Raw genomic sequence first — 17,920 nt, 5'->3', positions numbered from 1 at the left:
AAGCCTGATGAGAACCTCCCTGCTCGTCGCCGCCCTGGGCCTCGCCCTGGCGGCGGCCCTGCCCGGCGGCGCGCCGCTGGCGCAACCGGACCCCGAGGCGACCATGGACCGCAGCCTGCTGCAACGCCAGGACCTGCCCTATCGCTTCAGCGCCGTGGACCTGGACTCCGTCGATGGCCAGCGGCATTACCGGCTGTGGCTCGGCCGACCGCTGCAGGCACCGCCCGCCGCCGGCTACCCGGTGGTCTGGATGCTCGACGGCAACGCCGCCGTCGGCGCCCTCGACGCGTCCACCCTGAGACGCCTGGCCGACGGCGACGCACCGCTGCTGGTCGCCATCGGCTACCGCACGCCGCTGCGCATCGACCGCGCCGGGCGTACCTTCGACTACACCCCCGCGAGTCCCGGCCAGGCCGATCAGCGCGACCCACTCAACGGCCTGCCCAGCGGTGGCGCCGACGCCTTCCTCGACCTGCTGCGCGACGGCATGCGCCCGGCCGTGGCGGCGCAGGCGCCCCTGGACACTGCGCGGCAAACCCTCTGGGGACACTCCTACGGCGGCCTGCTGGTGCTCCACGCACTGTTCACCCGTCCCGGCGAGTTCGCCCGCTACGCCGCGGCCAGCCCGTCGCTGTGGTGGCGCGACGGGGCGATCCTCGGCGAACGAGCGGGGCTCGAACAGCGCCTGCGCGGAAAGCGCGCGGAACTCCTGCTCTGGCGCGGCAGCGCCGAACCGGCCAGCCCGCGCGGCTCGCTGAAAGCCGAGCCGGGCCAGGCGATGGCGCGGCTGGTAGATGACCTGCGCCGGGTTGCCGGGCTGACGCTGGACTTCCAGCCGCTCGACGGCCTGGGTCATGGCGAAACGCTGGGGGCCTCGTTGCGCCTTCTGCTCGCCCGTCCGGCGGTGGAACGCCAGCGCTGAAGGCGCACGCTCCCAGGAGCCCTTTACGCCGTCCCTTTCTTCCGCCCGCGGGAGAAGGTCGGGCTGTAAGGAAGACCGACGCAACGGCGGATAACCGCTTCGCGGTTATTCGCCCTACTGGAAGCCAGGCATCCGCGCGCCGCTGCATCCCTCTACGCCGCACGGCATCCTCTCCCGCCTGCGGGAAAGGGTTGGGGTGAGGGAAAATCGCCCTACGCCACCACCGGAATCAGCGGGTCGGCCGCCGCCAGCGCCACGGCGCGGTCCGCCGCCGGCGGGTAGATCCACACGCCATTGATCTCGGTCTTGATCTTCTTGCCTTCCTCGCGCACGAACCGTACCTGGCGGTCCCAGCCCTCGGTGAACACCGCGCCCCAGCCGCCGAGGTCGAGACAGGTCACGTATTTCACCTGGCTGTAGGGAATCGGCTCGACGCCGAGCAGGTCGGCGGCCACGTTATTGCCGGCCGAGCGACCCAGGGCGATGGCGTGCTGGCAGGTCATCAGGGCATGGTTGCCGAGGTCGTCGGTAGCCGCGCGGGCCACGTCGCCGGTGGCGTAGACATCGTCGAGACCGAGCACCTTGAGGTTGCGGTCGACATGCAGGCGACCCTGGGCATCGCGCTCGCCCGGAATCTGCCCGGTCAGGGTGCTGGCCCGCACGCCCACGGTCCAGACCACGGTCTTCGCCTCGATCCGCTGGCCGTCGTCGAGCGTCACGCCCTCGGCATCCACCGCCGCCACCGAACGCCCCAGGCACCACTCCACGCCCAGTTCCGCCGAGGCCTCGGCGATCAAGCCGCTCAGGTCCGCGCCCATCGATGCGCCGATGGCGGCGCCGCGGTCGACCACGATCACTCGCAGCGCCGCTTTCTCGCCGAGGATCGCCCGCAGGCGCGCCGGCATCTCGGTGGCGGTCTCGATGCCGGTGAAGCCGCCGCCGGCGACCACCACGGTGTTGCGTGCCGGCGAATCCGGCAAGTCGCGCAGGGCATGCAGGTGTGCCTCCAGGCGCAGGGCGTCTTCCAACTGGTCGACATCGAAGGCCGCGTCGATGCCGGCGACACTCGCCGGACGCCACACGCCGCTGCCGGCCGCCAGCACCAGGCGGTCGTAGTCCAGCTGCGCCAGCGTGCCCTCGGCATCGCGGTACTCCACTCGCTTGCCGGCCACGTCGATGCGCTGCGCGCTGCCCTGCACGAAACGCACGCCGACCGCGGCGAACAATTCGCCCAGCGGCGCCGCCATGCGCTGCACGTCAGGCTCGTAGAAACGCGGGCGGATGCGCAGCTCGGGCTGCGGCGCGAGCACCGCGACCTCGACGTCGTCGCGGCCCTGGCGGTCGAGCTGGCGCACTGCGCTCAGCGCGCTCCACATGCCGGCGAATCCGGCACCGACGATCAGGATACGTTGTTTCATTGGGGGCTCCTGGAGGGAAAGGACGGGATATCCGGAGAAAAGCCTCTCCGTAACTACGACTATATTTGTCGTAGTTACGGAGATCAATCCCCGAAAAGCGTTCCGACAGGCAATCGCCCCTCGCCGTGAAAGAGAGGAAAAGACGTCGAAAACATACGAAAAGGATCGGAGATAGAGCGCTTCGAGGCGGAAGACAGCGAACGACCTGTCCTTGTGAGCGGCCTGAAAACCGCGCAGAATATTGCGAATATTTCTGTCGGAGTTAGTGATGGCTCTCTATAGCGCCGGCGTCGAATACGGCATCCACTGCCTGTTGTTCCTCGCCGACGAGAAAGGCGACAGCCGCGAGTCCAGCGTACGCACCCTCGCCGAGTTGCAGGGCGTGCCGCCGGAACTGCTGGCCAAGGTCTTCACCCGCCTGGCCAAGGCCGGCCTGGTGGCTGCCACCGAAGGCGTGCGCGGTGGCTTCCGCCTGGCACGGCCGGCCAACGAAATCAGCGTGCTCGACGTGGTCCGCGCCATCGACGGCGACAAATCGATCTTCGAATGCCGCGAGGTCCGCGAGCGCTGCGCGATCTTCGAAGGCAACCCGCCTTCCTGGGCGACCCGCAACACCTGCTCTATCCACGCGGTGATGCTCACCGCGCAGAAGCGCATGGAAGAAGCGCTGGCCCAGCAGACCATCCTCGACCTGGTACGCCGGGTGGGGCGTATCGCGCCACCGGAGTTCGGCGAAGAAGTGCTGCGCTGGATGGATGCCAGCCGGGAAGGACGCGGCGGCTCCCGCGACTAGCCCTTGGCGCATACGGAGCGGCGCCGCAAGCCCGTTTCGCGGAAAACACCATTGTCGACTGCGGTGCTAATCGCGCCGGCGTTTCTCCCTACCCTATCGCCAGAGGCCGCCGCAGAGCGGCCGCCGGCCCACTGCAATGGCCCGTGACCAACTTGCGTGATAGGTGAACGATGGAACCTGGCAGCTACCAACTGACCATGAGCGTGCTCATGACCCCCGACAAGGCGAACTTCTCCGGCAACGTCCACGGCGGCGCGCTGCTCAAGCTACTCGACGAAGTGGCCTTCGCCTGCGCCAAGCGCTACGCCGGACGCTACGTGGTGACCCTGTCGGTGGATCAGGTGATCTTCCGCGAGCCGATCCATGTCGGCGAACTGGTGACCTTCCTCGCCTCGGTGAACTACACCGGGCGCACTTCGATGGAGGTCGGGGTGAAGGTGATGACCGAGAACATCCACGAGCGCACCGTGCGCCATACCAACAGTTGCTTCTTCACCATGGTGGCGATGGACGACCAGCGCCGGCCGGTGGCGGTGCGTCCACTGGAACCGGAGACCGCGATCGAGAAACGCCGCTACGCCCAGGCCCTGGCCCGGCGCGAGCAGCGCAAGCTGATGGAACTGCGCTACCAGGAGATCCGCGAACAGGTGGATCACGCGATGCCGGCCTGAACGCCGCCCGGCCCGCGGGCCGGGTCCTCAGCCCTCGCCGACCAGGCTCTCGAACGCTTCTTCCAGCACGCTGGCGCTGCCGGGGCGGACCACCCGCGCCACCTCCCGGCCGTCGCGAAGAAAGACGAAGGTCGGCCACAGCTTGACCTGGAACGAGCGCCCCAGGCGGCGCCCGGGACCGTCCTCGACCTTCAGGTGGCCGACCTCCGGATAGTCGCTGAATACTTCCGCCAGCAGCGGCTGGGCGGCCTGGCAATGGCCGCACCAGTCGGTACCGAACTCCACCAGCGTCGGACCGGCGAGCCGGTCCAGTTCGTCGCGCGCCGGTGCCTCGGCGCTGTATCGGGTCTTCATACGCTGCTTCTCCATGAGCTTGGCTGACAGGACGGCAGACTCCCGCGGCGGCGCCAGGTTCGACCCGCGCGACCGCGCGACGATGGACTCAGCGTTTCCGCACGCGCGCCATGCAGCGCTGGTAGCGTTCGTCGACGCGCTTGGCGAACCAGGCGGTGGTCAGCTTGCGGGTGATCTTCGGGCTCTCCAGGGCGATCCCCGGCAGCACGGCGCGGGGCAGCGTCTTGCCGGTGGCGCTTTCGGCCAGGGCGAAGACCTTGCGGTACAGCGCGCTGTCGGCGAACTCCGGGCTGTCGCCCTGCTCCAGCGCCCGGCGGATCGCCGCGTCGCTCATGTCCAAGCGCTTGCCGAGGCTGCGCACGGCCAGTTCGGTGGAGCCCGGCGTGCGCGTACCGTAGCGGATCAGATCGCCATCCAGCGCCAGCGGAATCCCCGAGACGCGACTCACCGCATTCTGGAACGCGGCGTTGCGACTGGCATACCAGCCGGCGTTGAAGTCGGCGAAGCGGTACAGCGGCGCCGGGTAGTCCGCCGGATAGCCAAGCAGGTGGGCGATGCCGAAATACATGCCGCCGCGCCGGCTGAACACCTCGCGGCGGATGCTGCCGTCCAGCGGATAGGGATAGCCGTCCGCGTGCTGCTCGGCGAAAGCGATGCTGACCTGCATCGGCCCGCCGGTGTGTACCGGGTTGAAGCCGCCGAACAGCTTGCCGCCCATGGGCACGATGGCGATGAAATCGTCGAATGTCTCGCTCAGTTCCTTCTCCGTGCGCGCCGCGGCCAGGCGCTGGCTGTAGGTGCGGCCATCGGGCGACTTGATATTCAGCGCCGAGCTGACCAGGAACGCCGGCACGTGCAGCTTGCCGGCACGGCGCTCGACCTCGCGGGTGGCGATCCTGCCCAGGCCGGCCACCGGCGGGTCGACCTGGTAGGTGGACTCCTGCTCGGTCACCGCCAGCACCGCACAGAGATTCTCGTCGCTGGGGTAGACCTGCTGGGTGGAAAAGGCCGCGTAGATATCGCTGGCCCACCCTTGGCGATCGCGCACCGTGGCCGGCATCAGGCGGACGATCTTCGCCCGTACTTCGTCGGGGTTGGGCGGCGGCGGCTCCGCCGACCGCGAACTGCACCCGGCCAGCGCCAGGAGCATGAGCAACCCCGTTACGCCGCGACCCTGGCGTACTGCTTTCATCTGCGATTCCCTGTTCCGTTGCGAAGTGGGCGGCCGGTAGCGACCGCCGAAGCCAGGGCATTCTAGCCGAGCATCCGGCGGCTTCCGTACCGTCCGTCACGCACGGTCGCGGTTCACAGCGCTGCGTCGGTGCGCTGCCGCTTGACCCGACGCCAGGTCGAGGGCGAGGCGCCGGCCAGCCGGAGAAAGATCCGCGAGAAATGCGGCTGGTCGGAAAAGCCGCAGGCGACGCCGATCTGCGACAGCGGTTCGTCGCTGCCCAGCATCAGCTCCTTGGCCCGGTCGACGCGCATGCGCATCAGCCATTCGTGGGGCGAAACACCGGTGCTGCACTTGAAGGCCTTGGTGAAATAGCTGCGCGAGAGCCCGCACTCCTCGGCCAGGCGCGCCACCGACACGCCCTCGGCCAGATGCCCGGCGATCAGCTCCTTGGCCCTGCGCAATTGCCAGGGCGCCAGGCCCTTGCCGGTGCAGGCCGGGAGCGGGGTCGAGGCGAAGCGATCCTGGACGTGGGTCAACAGCGCCAGCATGACCTGTTCGACGAACAGCTCGTTGCGCTCCCCCGCCCTGGCGAAACTGGGCAGCAACGCCAGCGCCAGGTGATAGACCACCGGATCGTCGACGCCGATGATCCGCTCCGGCTCGGCGGACGCGCGTTGCCCTTCTTCGTAGAGAAACTCCTTTATCGAAGCGCGCGGCAACATGAAGCGGACATTGTCGTAAGTTGTCCGGTGCTGGCACTTTATTTCATCGCCAAGATAGGCGATGGAGATACTTTTCCGTGGATGTCCGCCATCGAAAACCAGTTTGTTTCCATTCCAGAGACGATGGGAATTGAAGTCGCGCAACTGAACGATGACGGAAAACGAATCGGCACAAGGAATATGGATCACCTTGTCCGGATCGGGAGTCGCCTCACTGTTGCGAATCAAGGCGTACCCTTCTCCCCTTATGATGTTCCCTGGCGTGGATTGGTCGCCCTTTGTTCTGTCTATGGCAACAGTCATGACTCCCCCTGATTCCATGCGCCTGATGATCTCGTGACACTTTTCTCTCGACGCGAAAAACGACGCACGAAAGCTCCCCCAGAGATTAATCCGAGGGAGCCGTTCCGGGGAAATCTAACCGACGAAGATAACTACCAGATTACTGCGCTGTTACTCGATGATATAGCGCTCAACCCTTTTCCTTTTCCGACGGGCCAGCGGCCTGGTCGAGGCGATGCCGACCCGGTAGTTGCCCCAGCACATGGCCGACCGAACCCGCCTTGTCGCAGGCCGAGGCGAACGCGCAACCGCCGAGCAATTGCTTGCCGACCGGGATGACCTGCTCGCCGAGCAGGATGCCGAGCAACCCCACCAGCGCCACCAGCGGCGGAGCCGGCGAACGCACCTGCAGCAGGCTGTAGACGATCCCCACCAACAGTCCGGCGCCCAGCGACAATACGTAGAGCTTCATCTTCGTTCTCCTTCGCGGCCGTGCCGCCCGGCGGACCGGAGCGGCACGGCCGGCATTCACTTGGCCGGATTCGGGCCGATGCGTTCGCCGTGGGTCACCCGCTCGGGCGCCTTGTGCACCATGGTGTAGGCGTAGTCCACGCCCATGCCGTAGGCCCCGGAATGCTCCTTGGCGATGGCCATCACGGCGTCGTAGGTATCCCGGCGGGCCCAGTCGCGCTGCCACTCCAGCAGGACCTGCTGCCAGGTCACCGGTACCACGCCGGCCTGGACCATGCGGTCCATGGCGTACTTGTGGGCGTCGCTGGAGGTGCCGCCCGAGGCATCGGCCACCATGTAGATCTCGTAGCCGCCCTCGAGCATGGCGCAGAGGGCGAAGGTGGTGTTGCAGACCTCGGTCCACAGCCCGGCGACCACGACCTTCTTGCGGCCCGCGGCGGCCAGCGAGTCGCGCACGTTCTGGTCGTCCCAGGAGTTCATCGAGGTGCGTTCGAGGATCTTCTGCTCGGGGAACACCGCCAGCAGCTCCGGATAGGTCGGGCCGGAGAAGCTGTCGGTTTCCACCGTGGTGATGGTGACCGGGATGTCGAATACCTTCGCCGCCTTGGCCAGGCCCACTACGTTGTTCTTCAGCGTCTGGCGATCGATGGACTGTACGCCGAATGCCATCTGTGGCTGCTGGTCGATGAAGATGATCTGGCTGTTCTGCGGAGTTAGAACTTCGAGATAGTGGCTCATGATTGTTTCCTGACAACGAACGATGAATTCCAGCTGTTGCGCACAACAGCACGCGGGCCAACAGATAATTTCCCGTGGCCGGCCAGACTATGAAGCATGAATATTGGAAAAAACAAACTTTTCGAGAAAATAAATCACTGAACTGCGGCCCTGGATAAAATTAAACGGCGATATTCAAAATATTCGACACATCCATACAAAAAGCGCACACAGAGACAATAAAAGAAGGATTACCAGCTAGCAGAATCGACAGTCCGCCCTATAAGAAAAAACCCCCATGAAGTTCAGGACATGTCTCGCGCCTTACTTGCTATCGACCACCAGCAAGTTGCGTTTGCAGGAGGATGCGTCATTCGGGAAAACCGCTCTTTCGTCCCGTACGTTTTCCGCCGCACCTATCCTGTCCGGTGGCCTCTCTCGCCGCCGCCCTCGCTGACCGATTCCGCCCCGCTGCCAGGAGCACGCCATGAGCCACGATCCGCCGAGCAAGGACCGCCGCCATTTCCTCACTACCAGTTCGGTGCTGGGCGCCGCCGGAGTCCTGTGGTCCGCCCTGCCCTTCGCCAACGCCGCCAGCCTTTCTCCCGCAAGCAACCCAGGAGGTTCCATGACCGCCGACCTGATCCTGCACAACGGCCGCTTCCACACCGTGGACCGCGACAACCCCACCGCCACCGCCGTGGCGATCAAGGACGGCAAGTTCCTTGCCGTCGGCAACGACGCCGAGGCGATGCTCCATCGCGGCAGCGCCACCCAGGTGATCGACCTGCAGAAGCGCACCGTGATCCCCGGTCTCAACGACTCGCACCTGCACCTGATCCGCGGTGGCCTCAACTACAACCTGGAGCTGCGCTGGGAAGGCGTGCCCTCCCTGGCCGACGCCTTGCGCCTGCTCAAGAACCAGGCCGAACGCACGCCCAGCCCCCAGTGGGTGCGGGTGGTCGGCGGCTGGAACGAGTTCCAGTTCGCCGAGAAGCGCATGCCGACCCTGGAGGAATTGAACAAGGCCGCGCCGGACACCCCGGTGTTCGTCCTCCACCTGTACGATCGCGCCCTGCTCAACCGCGCCGCCCTGCGCGTGGTCGGCTACACCAAGGACACGCCCAACCCGCCCGGCGGCGAGATCGTCCGCGACAGCAGCGGCGAACCCACCGGCATGCTGATCGCCCGGCCCAACGCGATGATTCTCTACGCCACCCTGGCCAAGGGACCGAAGCTGCCGCTGGAATACCAGGTCAACTCCACCCGCCAGTTCATGCGCGAACTCAACCGCCTCGGCCTTACCAGCGCGATCGACGCCGGCGGCGGCTTCCAGAACTACCCGGACGACTACCAGGTGATTCGCGAACTGGCCGACCAGGGCCAGCTCACCGTACGCATCGCCTACAACCTGTTCACCCAGAAACCGAAGGAAGAACTCGCCGACTTCAAGAACTGGACCGGCAGCGTCAAGTACGGCCAGGGCAGCGATTTCTTCCGCCATAACGGCGCCGGCGAGATGCTGGTGTTCTCCGCCGCCGACTTCGAGGACTTTCTCGAAGCGCGCCCGGACCTGCCGCAGACCATGGAGCAGGAGCTGGAGCCTGTGGTCCGCCACCTGGTGGAGCAGCGCTGGCCGTTCCGCCTGCACGCCACCTACGACGAATCGATCTCGCGGATGCTCGACGTGTTCGAGAAGGTCGACCGCGACATTCCGTTCAACGGCCTGCCCTGGTTCTTCGACCACGCCGAGACCATCACCCCGCGCAACATCGAGCGGGTGCGGGCACTCGGCGGCGGCATCGCGATCCAGGACCGCATGGCCTTCCAGGGCGAGTACTTCGTCGACCGCTACGGTGCCAAGGCCGCCGAGGCCACGCCGCCGATCCAGCGCATGCTCGCCGAGGGCGTGCCGGTGGGTGCCGGCACCGACGCCACCCGGGTCTCCAGCTACAACCCCTGGACCTCGCTGTACTGGCTGGTCAGCGGCCGCACCGTCGGCGGCATGGCCCTGTATCCGCAGGGCCTGCCGCGGGAAACCGCGTTGCAGCTGTTCACCCACGGCAGCGCCTGGTTCTCCAGCGAGCAGGGCAAGAAAGGACAGATCAAGGTTGGCCAGCTCGCCGACCTGGCGGCGCTGTCGGCAGACTTCTTCGGCGTCGAGGAAGAGGCCATCAAGTGGATCGAGTCGGTGCTCACGGTGGTCGACGGCAAGATCGTCTATGCCGCCGCCGAGTTCGACAAGCTCGGTCCGCCGGCGCCGCCGGTGCTGCCGGACTGGTCGCCGGTGGCCAAGGTACCCGGCCACTGGCGGCAAGGCGCGCCGCTGACCGCCCAGGTCCACCAGTGCGTCGGTGCCTGCGCGGTACACGCCCACGAGCACAACCGCGCGCGCCACTCCAACGTACCGGTGAGCGACTTCCAGGGTTTCTGGGGCGCATTCGGCTGTTCCTGCTTCGCTTTCTGACGTACCCGGGCGGGCCCTTCGCGGCCCGCCTCGCCCGGAGTTTTCCCGATGATCCGCGTTCGACCGGTCGGCCGCCTGGCCCTTTTCCTGGCGCTGGGCGGCACCTCGCCGTGCCACGCCGCGACAGAGGAAGCCAAGGCACCCGACTACCTGGAGTGGCGCCTGCTCAACCGCAACTACTTCCTCTACAACGACTATCGCCGCGCGGACGCCGGGCGCGGCTACCGCAAGGAATGGGCACACGGCCTGATCGTCGACCTGGAGTCGGCCTATACTCCCGGCCGCGTCGGTTTCGGCCTCGATCTCCACGGCTTCGCCGGCTTCAAGCTCGACGGCGGACGTGGCCATGCCGGCACCGGCCTGTTGCCGCTGGACTCATCCGGCGATAACGCCAGCGAGTATTCCGACGCCGGCGCCGCACTCAAGCTGCGGCTCGGCGAGAGCCTGCTCAAGGTCGGCGAGATGACCGTCGAGACCCCGGTCTTCGATACCAGCGACAAGCGCCTGCAACCCCAGTACGCCAGGGGCTTCTTCCTGCAGAGCGACGACCTCGACCGCGTGCGGATCCAGGCCGGGCGCTTCACCGCCTTCAAGGAACAGGCCTCCAGCTCCGGCCATGGCGACTTCGACGGCTACGGCGCGAGCACCGCCGGCAGCGCGATCGGCTTCGCCGGCGCCAGCCTGGCGGCCAGCGACAACCTGAGCGGCTCGCTGTTCGCCGCGCAACTGGACAACGTCTGGCGCCAGGTCTATCTCAACATGAACCTGCAACGTGCCGCGTTCAGCCTGGATGGCAACCTCTATCGCACGCGCGACCAGGGCCGCAGCCGGGCCGGCGCGATCGACACCCTGGCCTACAGCCTGCAACTGAAGTACCGCGTCGGCGCGCAGGGTTTCTCCCTGGCCTACCAGCGTGTCCATGGGGATACGCCGTTCGACTTCGTCGGAGGTGACTCCATCTACCTCGCCAACTCGATCAAGTACGCCGATTTCAACGGTCCGGGCGAACGCTCCTGGCAGGCCCGCTACGACCTCGACCTGGCCCCGTTCGGCCTGCCGGGGCTGAGCTTCATGGCGCGTTACGTCAGCGGCCGCGCCATCGACGGCAGCCATGCGCCGGCCGGCGGCGCCTACAACCCGCTGGGCGCCGATGGCCGCTACCGGCCCTTGCAGGGCAGCGGCGGCAAGCACTGGGAGCGCGACCTCGACCTGCGCTACGTGTTCGCCTCGGGCCCGCTCAAGGACCTCTCGCTGAACGTCTCGCACCTCAGCCACCGGGCCAACGCGGCCCAGGCCGGCGACGACATCGACCGCCTCTACCTGATCGTCGAATACCCACTCAAAGGCTCGCTCTGACCATGACCGCACCCGCCGCCTCACCCTGGAGTCCCCTGCGCCAAGCCACCTTCCGCTGGCTATGGCTGGCCAGCATCGCCTCGAACATCGGCACCTGGATGCACGAGGTGGGCGCCGGCTGGCTGATGACCTCGCTCTCCGCCAGCCCGCTGAACGTGGCCCTAGTGCAGGTCGCCGGATCGCTGCCGATGTTCTTCCTGGCCCTGCCGGCCGGCGCCCTCGCCGATATCGTCGACAAGCGCCGCTACCTGCTCGGCGTGCAATTGTGGATGGCCTTGGTGGCCACCCTGCTGGCCAGCCTCACCCTGCTCCAGTTGACCAGCGTCTGGCTGCTGCTCGGCCTGACCCTGTGCATGGGCATCGGCACCGCGCTGATGATGCCGGCCTGGAGCGCCACCACTCCGGAACTGGTGGGCAAGGACGAACTGCCGGCGGCGGTGGCGCTGTCCAGTGTCGGGGTCAACCTGGCGCGGGCGGTCGGACCGGCCATCGCCGGGGTGCTGGTGAGCCTGGTCGGCCCCTGGCTGACCTTCGCCCTCAACGCCCTCTCCTTCTTCGCGGTGATCGCCGTGCTGCTGGCCTGGAAACGCGAGGCCGTGCCCTCGGTGCTGCCGGCGGAACGCCTGTTCGGCGCCCTGCGCGCCGGCTGGCGCTACAGCCGCAGCTCGAGGCCACTGCAATCGGTGCTGGTGCGCGCGGTGGCGTTCTTCCTCGGCGCCAGCGCCGGCATGTCGCTGCTGCCCCTGATCGTGCGCGGCGAACTGCATGGCAACGCCATGGACTTCGGCCTGCTGCTGGGCAGCGTCGGCGTCGGCGCGGTACTCGGCGCCGCGTTCCTGCCGCACCTGCGCGAACGCCTCGGCAGCGACCGCCTGGTGCTGCTCTCCAGCGTGCTCTACGCACTGGTGCTGGTGGCCCTGGCGCTGCTGCGCAACCTCTATTTGCTGGTGCCGGTGATGCTGCTCAGCGGCGCGGCATGGATCGCCGTGCTCTCCAGCCTGCAGGTCGCCGCGCAGACCTCCGTGCCGGCCTGGGTCCGCGCCCGCGCGCTGGCGGTCTACATCCTGGTGTTCTTCGGCAGCATGGCCGCCGGCGGCGCCCTGTGGGGTCTGGTCGCCAGCCACCTGTCGATCGCCTTCGCCCTGCTCTGCGCCAGCGCCGCGCTGCTGCTCGGCCTGTTCGCGTCGCTGCGCTGCCGGCTGCCGGTCACCGAGGCCGAGGACCTCGCGCCGTCGCTGCACTGGCCGGCGCCACTGGTCGACGAAGAGGTGGACCAGGAACGCGGCCCGGTGATGGTCACCCTCGAGTACGACATCGACCCGCAGGACGCCGCGGCATTCCAGGCGGCGATGGTCGAGGTGCGCGCCATGCGTCGGCGCAACGGCGCGGTGTCCTGGGGGCTGGTCCAGGACAGCGGCAACCGTCGCCTGTGGCTGGAGTTCTTCATCGACGAATCCTGGCTGGAGCACCTGCGCCACCACCAGCGGGTGACCCGCGGCGAGTTGCGGGTCGAGGCCGCCGCCCGGCGCTTCCAGAGCGCCGGCGTGGAGGTGCGCATCCGCCATTACCTGCACGGCGCGGCCAGGCCTTGAGCCTCCCGGGCGACGGTCGTCGCCTGCCCCTGGCGGATCCGCCCACGGCTGTTATCCTGCTCGCCGATGGTGCCACAAGGACGGTGGTCGGTAGCGATGCCGCGCACCCGCGGCGCCGCGAACGCAACCCACAGGGAAGTCCACGCATGTCCTACGACTACGAGAAAACCAGCCTCACCCTCTACCGGGCGGTATTCAAGGCCAACTACGACGGCGACGTCGGTCGCTACCTGCGTCCCGACAAGGAACTCGCCGAGGCTGCGGAAGTCGCCCCGCTGCTGCATCCGACCTTCGACAGCCCCAACACCCCTGGCGTCCCCGCCCGCGCGCCGGACATCGTCGCCGGCCGCGACGGCCTCTACGCCCCGGACACCGGCGGCACCTCGGTGTTCGACCGCGCCGGCGTGCTGCGCCGCGCCGACGGCGACTTCGTGATACCCGACGGCACCGACATCCCGCCGGACCTTAAGGTGAAACAGGACAGCTACAACAAGCGCCTGCAAGCCACCCACTACACCATCATGCCGGCCAAGCCGATGTACCGGGAGGTCCTCATGGGCCAACTGGACAACTTCGTGCGCAACGCCATCCGCCGCCAATGGGAAAAAGCCCGCGGGCTCTAGGAGTGAACCATGAACCTGAAACCCCAGACCCTGATGGTGGCGATCCAGTGCGTCGCCGCGCGCACCCGCGAACTCGACGCGCAGTTGCAGAACGACGACCCGCAGAACGCCGCTGAACTCGAACAGTTGCTGGTCGGCTACGACCTCGCCGCCGACGACCTGAAGAACGCCTACGAGCAAGCCCTGGGCCAATACAGCGGCCTGCCGCCCTATGACCGGCTGATCGAAGACCCGGTGTCCTGACGGCCCGTGGGCGGGCCGTCGTTGGCCCGCCCGCTCCAGCGCGCGCAGAGAAACGACAGATGGTCTTCGGCTGGCACGGCGACACCATCACCCGCGACACCGCAGTGTGCCGCGACTAGCGCAACGCCCAGGACGTACGGCGCTTCCTCGTCGGGCTGCGCGGCGCCGACTTCCGCTTCGATCGTGCCTTCATGGCCTGGATTGGCGACGGCGCGGCAAAATCCCTGGGTGAGGTGGCGGACGAACGGCGGCGGCGCCACGCCGACACCAGCCCCTCCGCCTGAGCGAGCGCTCAGGCGCGGAAATGGCTCGGCGGCTGGCCGCTCCAGCGCTGGAAGGCATGGCGCAGGCTGGCGGTCTCGCTGAAGCCGAGTTCCTCGGCGATCCGGTAGATCGGCATGTCGCCGCTCTGCAACAACTCCTTGGCGCGGGCGAAGCGCAACTCGTCGAGCAGTTGCTGGTAGCTGGTGCGCTGCTGCTGAAGGTGCCGGCGCAGGCTGCGCGACGAACAGTTCAGGCGCCTGGCCAGTTCCTCCAGGCCGGGCGGGTCCTGCAAGCGCTCGGCGAGGATCGCCCGGACCTTGTCCAGCCAGGCACGACGCGCGGCCAGGTCGATGTTCTGCCGCCGGCACTGTTCCAGCATCTCCCGGTGGGTCACCGGGTCGGCCAGCGGCAACGGGCGCTCCAGCCATTCGGCGGCGAAGCCGATGGCACTGCGCTCGCGTTCGAAGTGCAACTCGCAGGCGAAACCCTCGGCGTAGGCCCGCGCCATCGCCTCGTCGCCGGCATAGTCGAAGGCCGCTTCCAGCAAGGGCAGCGGCTGGCCGAGCAGGTCGGCGCAGGTGACCTTCAGCGAGCCCAGGCAAAGCTCGGTGTTGAATGGCCGCAGCGCCTCGTCCTCGCCGTAGCCGGTGGCCACCAGCCAGGCGCGGCCGTCGGCGACTTCCAGCGACAGGTGGAAGTAGGTGCCGAGCAAGACCGGATAGCTGAGGCCGATGCGCAGCGCCTCGCCGAGGGTCGGCGCGGAGAGCAGCGCGTAGCCGAGCAGGCCGTAGGCGGAAATCCGCGTGCGCAGCCCCAGGCGCAGGCCGAGGGCCGGCTCGTCGCTGAGCCGGCAGGCGTTGGCGAACACCTGCTGCTCCTGCCAGGGGCTGATCAGGCGCCGCAGGTCGAGCAGGTCGGCGGGGGTGATGCCACTGCCTTCGAGCAGTTGCTCGCGGGCGAACCCTTCCTTCTCCAGCAGCGAGAGAGTGAGGGTCGACATGTGCAGCGAGTTGAGCCAGGTGGCGCGGGAGAAGGTCGAATCGATCATGGCGTGCCCATCGTTACCGGTGGCCGCGCCGCGCTGTTACCGCGCGGACGGGATACACAGGGTAGGCAAGTTGCGTGCCGCTGCGCTTGTCGCCGGTCCCGCAGGCAGTTGGCTCAACCGCGCGAGAGGAAGCGCATGCCCTCCTCCAGGCCGCTCAGGGTCAACGGATACATCTGTTCCTTGACCAGTTCGCGGACCAGGCCGGTGGACGCCGTGTAGTTCCAGGTGTCCTTCGGATAGGGGTTGATCCAGATGAGCTTCTTGTACTTTTCCATGAAGCGCTGCATCCAGACGTAACCGGCTTCCTCGTTCCAGTGCTCGACGCTGCCGCCGGCCTGGGTGATTTCGTAGGGCGCCATCGCCGCGTCGCCGACGAACACCACCTTGTAGTCCGGACCGTACTTGTGCAGCAGGTCGAAGGTGGCGGTGCGTTCGCTGCTGCGGCGCAGGTTGTTCTTCCACACCGACTCGTAGATGAAGTTGTGGAAGTAGAAATACTCCAGGTGCTTGAACTCGGTCTTGCAGGCCGAGAACAGCTCCTCGCAGACCTTGACGTGGGCGTCCATCGAGCCGCCGATGTCCAGCAGCAGCAACAGCTTCACCGTGTTGCGCCGCTCCGGGCGCATCTGGATGTTGAGCAGCCCGGCGTCCTTCGCGGTGTGGTCGATGGTGCCGTCGATGTCCAGCTCCTCCGCCGCGCCCTCACGGGCGAACTTGCGCAGGCGCCGCAGGGCGATCTTGATGTTGCGCGTGCCCAGTTCGACCTGGTCGTCGAGGTTCTTGTATTCGCGCTGGTCCCAGACCTTGGCCGCCTTGCCCTGGCGCTTGCCGGCGTCGCCGACGCGGATACCCTCCGGGTTGAAACCGCCGGAGCCGAACGGACTGGTACCGCCGGTACCGATCCACTTGTTACCGCCGGCATGGCGCTCCTTCTGTTCCTCGAGGCGTTTCTTGAACTCCTCGATCAGCTTGTCCAGGCCGCCGAGGGACTGGATCTGCGCCTTTTCCTCGTCGGTCAGCAGGCGCTCGAACTCCTTGCGCAGCCATTCCTCGGGGATCAGCGCCTTGAGGTGGTCGTCGAGCTTCTCCAGGCCCTTGAAGTAGGCGCCGAAGGCCCGGTCGAACTTGTCGAAGTGGCGCTCGTCCTTGACCATGATGGTGCGCGCCAGGTAGTAGAACTCGTCCATGTCGGCGAACACCACGCGGTGCTTCAGGGCGTCGATCAGGTCGAGCAGCTCGCGCACCGACACCGGCACCTTGGCTGCGCGCATTTCGTTGAACAGGTTGAGCAGCATGGCTGCGACCTCGTCTGTTGTCCGTTGATCCCGGCGCGCGAGCGCCGGTCAGTATTGGTGTTCCTGCGGCAGGTCGTCGGCGATGACGTACCAGTCGGCTTTCGAACCCACGTAGATGTGCCGCTGCGCTACCGATGGCAGCGGCGAGTCGAGGGTGCCGAGGGCGATAGAGGTGTACGTCGGGTCCTCGTTGCCGCCAAGCCACTGCAGGTTCGATCCGCAGTGGCGGCAGAAGGTACGGGTGACGCCTGGCGACGAGTGGTATTCGGCCACCGCGTCCGCCCCGGCGACATAGCGGAACGCCTCGCGGCGCACCTTGCCGTAGGTGGCGAACGCCGCGCCGTGGGCCTTGCGGCACTGGCTGCAATGACAATGGCTGGCCGATTCGATGGGCGCGTCGATCTCGTAACGTACCGCGCCGCACAGGCAACTTCCGCTGAGCATGGGATGTTCCTCCGCTGTCTGGCGTGCCGCCCCGCGGCCCTTTCCCCGGAAAGGGCCGACGCACTCAGCGGCTGGCGCGGCGGCTCATGAACGCCAGGCGCTCGAGAAGCTGCACGTCCTGCTCGTTCTTCACCAGGGCGCCGGCCAGCGGCGGGATCGCCTTGGTCGGATCGCGCTCGCGCAGCACCGCTTCGCCGATCTCGTCGGCCATCAGCAGCTTCAGCCAGTCGACCAGCTCGGAAGTCGAAGGTTTCTTTTTCAGGCCGGGCACCTTGCGCACGTCGAAGAAGATGTCCAGCGCCTCGCTGACCAGCGACTGCTTGATGTTCGGGTAGTGCACGTCGACGATCTTCTGCAACGTCTCGCGGTCGGGGAAGGCGATGTAATGGAAGAAGCAGCGGCGCAGGAAGGCGTCGGGCAGTTCCTTCTCGTTGTTCGAGGTGATGATGATGATCGGGCGCTGCTTCGCCTTGATGGTTTCGTTGGTCTCGTAGACGTAGAACTCCATCTTGTCGAGTTCCTGCAGCAGGTCGTTGGGGAACTCGATGTCGGCCTTGTCGATCTCGTCGATCAGCAGGATCACCCGCTCCTCGGCCTCGAAGGCCTCCCAGAGCTTGCCCTTCTTGATGTAGTTGCGCACGTCGTGGACCTTGTCCACGCCCAGCTGCGAATCGCGCAGGCGGCTTACCGCATCGTACTCGTAGAGGCCCTGGTGGGCCTTGGTGGTGGACTTGATGTGCCAGGTGATCAGCTTGGCGCCGAAGGACTCGGCCAGTTGCTCGGCGAGCATGGTCTTGCCGGTGCCCGGTTCGCCCTTCACCAGCAGCGGCCGCTGCAGGGTGATGGCGGCGTTGACCGCGAGCTTGAGGTCGTCGGTGGCGACGTAGGACTGGGTGCCTTCGAACTTCATCAGGAAATCCTCGAACGGTAACGCCCTGGCTGGAAAACCGGGCAGTTCAGTATTGTTTGAAAACCCGACTATAACGCGGGGACAAGCGCACTGTGAACGCAGACGGGTCATTCAGTCACTGAATGCCCGGCCACCTCGCGACCCGCCGTTCCGC

18 protein-coding genes and 1 pseudogene are annotated in these 17,920 nt (G+C 67.0%); 9 read left to right on the top strand and 10 right to left on the bottom strand.

The genetic code is table 11. The features are described 5' to 3' along the window. The first annotated feature begins 7 nt into the window (after nucleotides 1-7). Complete coding sequence (pfeE, locus tag VQ067_RS12345) at nucleotides 8-922, top strand: ferric enterobactin esterase PfeE (RefSeq protein WP_003122580.1); 915 nt, start codon at nucleotides 8-10, stop codon at nucleotides 920-922. A gap of 212 nt (nucleotides 923-1,134) precedes the next feature. Here the strand turns inward: pfeE and VQ067_RS12340 are convergent, their stop codons facing one another. Further along, nucleotides 1,135-2,340, bottom strand: a complete 1,206-nt coding sequence (locus VQ067_RS12340) for an NAD(P)/FAD-dependent oxidoreductase (RefSeq protein WP_003101497.1) — start codon at nucleotides 2,338-2,340, stop codon at nucleotides 1,135-1,137. 268 nt (nucleotides 2,341-2,608) lie between these two features. Here VQ067_RS12340 and VQ067_RS12335 point away from each other — a divergent pair, with 268 nt between their 5' ends. After that, on the top strand, nucleotides 2,609-3,133 hold the full coding sequence (locus VQ067_RS12335) for an RrF2 family transcriptional regulator (RefSeq protein ID WP_003090553.1): 525 nt from the start codon (nucleotides 2,609-2,611) through the stop codon (nucleotides 3,131-3,133). Nucleotides 3,134-3,303: 170 nt separating this feature from the next. After that, on the top strand, nucleotides 3,304-3,804 hold the full coding sequence (locus tag VQ067_RS12330) for an acyl-CoA thioesterase (protein WP_003090555.1): 501 nt from the start codon (nucleotides 3,304-3,306) through the stop codon (nucleotides 3,802-3,804). A gap of 27 nt (nucleotides 3,805-3,831) precedes the next feature. On the opposite strand, the gene VQ067_RS12325 is transcribed toward VQ067_RS12330, so the two are convergent. From VQ067_RS12325 to VQ067_RS12305, 5 genes are all read right to left on the bottom strand, one after another. Further along, nucleotides 3,832-4,158, bottom strand: coding sequence for a thioredoxin family protein (locus VQ067_RS12325; RefSeq protein ID WP_003101499.1), 327 nt, complete (start codon nucleotides 4,156-4,158; stop codon nucleotides 3,832-3,834). Nucleotides 4,159-4,246: 88 nt separating this feature from the next. Beyond that, the gene (locus tag VQ067_RS12320) at nucleotides 4,247-5,350 is read right to left on the bottom strand and encodes a DUF1615 domain-containing protein (protein WP_023101187.1); all 1,104 of its coding nucleotides are present in this window, start codon (nucleotides 5,348-5,350) and stop codon (nucleotides 4,247-4,249) included. 113 nt (nucleotides 5,351-5,463) lie between these two features. Beyond that, entirely contained in the window at nucleotides 5,464-6,357 is an 894-nt protein-coding gene (locus VQ067_RS12315) for a helix-turn-helix domain-containing protein (RefSeq protein ID WP_023099495.1), read from the bottom strand. A 169-nt stretch (nucleotides 6,358-6,526) separates the two neighbouring features. Continuing rightward, a complete protein-coding gene (locus VQ067_RS12310; RefSeq protein ID WP_003101509.1) occupies nucleotides 6,527-6,808 on the bottom strand; it encodes a XapX domain-containing protein in 282 nt (93 codons plus the stop codon). A gap of 56 nt (nucleotides 6,809-6,864) precedes the next feature. Next, entirely contained in the window at nucleotides 6,865-7,545 is a 681-nt protein-coding gene (locus VQ067_RS12305) for a hydrolase (protein WP_003090561.1), read from the bottom strand. 607 nt (nucleotides 7,546-8,152) lie between these two features. On the opposite strand from VQ067_RS12305, the gene VQ067_RS12300 reads away from it, so the two are divergent. The 6 genes and pseudogenes from VQ067_RS12300 to VQ067_RS12275 form a co-directional block, all read left to right on the top strand. Continuing rightward, the gene (locus tag VQ067_RS12300) at nucleotides 8,153-9,991 is read left to right on the top strand and encodes an amidohydrolase (RefSeq protein WP_074241410.1); all 1,839 of its coding nucleotides are present in this window, start codon (nucleotides 8,153-8,155) and stop codon (nucleotides 9,989-9,991) included. 48 nt (nucleotides 9,992-10,039) lie between these two features. After that, entirely contained in the window at nucleotides 10,040-11,347 is a 1,308-nt protein-coding gene (locus VQ067_RS12295) for an OprD family porin (RefSeq protein ID WP_023084166.1), read from the top strand. 2 nt (nucleotides 11,348-11,349) lie between these two features. Further along, nucleotides 11,350-12,939, top strand: coding sequence for an MFS transporter (locus tag VQ067_RS12290; RefSeq protein ID WP_016253334.1), 1,590 nt, complete (start codon nucleotides 11,350-11,352; stop codon nucleotides 12,937-12,939). A gap of 146 nt (nucleotides 12,940-13,085) precedes the next feature. After that, a complete protein-coding gene (tse2, locus tag VQ067_RS12285; protein ID WP_003119469.1) occupies nucleotides 13,086-13,562 on the top strand; it encodes a type VI secretion system effector Tse2 in 477 nt (158 codons plus the stop codon). A gap of 9 nt (nucleotides 13,563-13,571) precedes the next feature. Then, entirely contained in the window at nucleotides 13,572-13,805 is a 234-nt protein-coding gene (tsi2, locus tag VQ067_RS12280) for a type IV secretion system immunity protein Tsi2 (RefSeq protein WP_003090566.1), read from the top strand. A gap of 131 nt (nucleotides 13,806-13,936) precedes the next feature. Beyond that, a pseudogene (locus tag VQ067_RS12275) lies at nucleotides 13,937-14,089 on the top strand (DUF6434 domain-containing protein); the annotation flags it as partial. Nucleotides 14,090-14,097: 8 nt separating this feature from the next. Here VQ067_RS12275 and VQ067_RS12270 read toward each other — a convergent pair. From VQ067_RS12270 to VQ067_RS12255, 4 genes are all read right to left on the bottom strand, one after another. After that, nucleotides 14,098-15,117, bottom strand: a complete 1,020-nt coding sequence (locus VQ067_RS12270; RefSeq protein WP_003101519.1) for an AraC family transcriptional regulator — start codon at nucleotides 15,115-15,117, stop codon at nucleotides 14,098-14,100. A 113-nt stretch (nucleotides 15,118-15,230) separates the two neighbouring features. Next, nucleotides 15,231-16,412 carry a vWA domain-containing protein gene (locus VQ067_RS12265; protein ID WP_003101527.1) on the bottom strand — a complete coding sequence of 394 codons (1,182 nt, stop codon included), beginning with the start codon at nucleotides 16,410-16,412 and terminating at the stop codon, nucleotides 15,231-15,233. Between the two features lie 48 nt (nucleotides 16,413-16,460). Next, nucleotides 16,461-16,856: a GFA family protein gene (locus VQ067_RS12260; protein ID WP_003131045.1), complete on the bottom strand. Its 396-nt coding sequence runs from the start codon at nucleotides 16,854-16,856 to the stop codon at nucleotides 16,461-16,463. A gap of 64 nt (nucleotides 16,857-16,920) precedes the next feature. Continuing rightward, nucleotides 16,921-17,766 (bottom strand): AAA family ATPase, encoded by an 846-nt coding sequence (locus tag VQ067_RS12255; RefSeq protein ID WP_003090571.1) that lies wholly within the window; start codon nucleotides 17,764-17,766, stop codon nucleotides 16,921-16,923. Nucleotides 17,767-17,920: the final 154 nt, after the last annotated feature.

Origin of the sequence: Pseudomonas sp. KBN12P06040 (genome assembly GCF_037574965.1) — a bacterium.
In the GTDB taxonomy this organism is placed as follows: Bacteria; Pseudomonadota; Gammaproteobacteria; order Pseudomonadales; family Pseudomonadaceae; genus Pseudomonas; species Pseudomonas aeruginosa.
The sequence above is the reverse complement of the archived record's forward strand: the minus strand, read 5'-3'. Positions and strand labels throughout refer to the sequence as shown.

Excerpts from the sequence above, each read along its gene's own strand:
- VQ067_RS12265 (WP_003101527.1), bottom strand. The coding sequence starts at position 16,412 with ATGCTGCTCAACCTGTTCAACGAAATGCGCGCAGCCAAGGTGCCGGTG.
- pfeE (WP_003122580.1), top strand. The coding sequence starts at position 8 with ATGAGAACCTCCCTGCTCGTCGCCGCCCTGGGCCTCGCCCTGGCGGCG.
- VQ067_RS12310 (WP_003101509.1), bottom strand. The coding sequence starts at position 6,808 with ATGAAGCTCTACGTATTGTCGCTGGGCGCCGGACTGTTGGTGGGGATC.
- VQ067_RS12300 (WP_074241410.1), top strand. The coding sequence starts at position 8,153 with ATGACCGCCGACCTGATCCTGCACAACGGCCGCTTCCACACCGTGGAC.
- VQ067_RS12255 (WP_003090571.1), bottom strand. The coding sequence starts at position 17,766 with ATGAAGTTCGAAGGCACCCAGTCCTACGTCGCCACCGACGACCTCAAG.
- VQ067_RS12340 (WP_003101497.1), bottom strand. The coding sequence starts at position 2,340 with ATGAAACAACGTATCCTGATCGTCGGTGCCGGATTCGCCGGCATGTGG.
- VQ067_RS12270 (WP_003101519.1), bottom strand. The coding sequence starts at position 15,117 with ATGATCGATTCGACCTTCTCCCGCGCCACCTGGCTCAACTCGCTGCAC.
- VQ067_RS12290 (WP_016253334.1), top strand. The coding sequence starts at position 11,350 with ATGACCGCACCCGCCGCCTCACCCTGGAGTCCCCTGCGCCAAGCCACC.
- VQ067_RS12330 (WP_003090555.1), top strand. The coding sequence starts at position 3,304 with ATGGAACCTGGCAGCTACCAACTGACCATGAGCGTGCTCATGACCCCC.
- VQ067_RS12260 (WP_003131045.1), bottom strand. The coding sequence starts at position 16,856 with ATGCTCAGCGGAAGTTGCCTGTGCGGCGCGGTACGTTACGAGATCGAC.
- VQ067_RS12305 (WP_003090561.1), bottom strand. The coding sequence starts at position 7,545 with ATGAGCCACTATCTCGAAGTTCTAACTCCGCAGAACAGCCAGATCATC.
- VQ067_RS12335 (WP_003090553.1), top strand. The coding sequence starts at position 2,609 with ATGGCTCTCTATAGCGCCGGCGTCGAATACGGCATCCACTGCCTGTTG.
- VQ067_RS12295 (WP_023084166.1), top strand. The coding sequence starts at position 10,040 with ATGATCCGCGTTCGACCGGTCGGCCGCCTGGCCCTTTTCCTGGCGCTG.
- tse2 (WP_003119469.1), top strand. The coding sequence starts at position 13,086 with ATGTCCTACGACTACGAGAAAACCAGCCTCACCCTCTACCGGGCGGTA.
- VQ067_RS12325 (WP_003101499.1), bottom strand. The coding sequence starts at position 4,158 with ATGAAGACCCGATACAGCGCCGAGGCACCGGCGCGCGACGAACTGGAC.
- tsi2 (WP_003090566.1), top strand. The coding sequence starts at position 13,572 with ATGAACCTGAAACCCCAGACCCTGATGGTGGCGATCCAGTGCGTCGCC.
- VQ067_RS12320 (WP_023101187.1), bottom strand. The coding sequence starts at position 5,350 with ATGAAAGCAGTACGCCAGGGTCGCGGCGTAACGGGGTTGCTCATGCTC.
- VQ067_RS12315 (WP_023099495.1), bottom strand. The coding sequence starts at position 6,357 with ATGACTGTTGCCATAGACAGAACAAAGGGCGACCAATCCACGCCAGGG.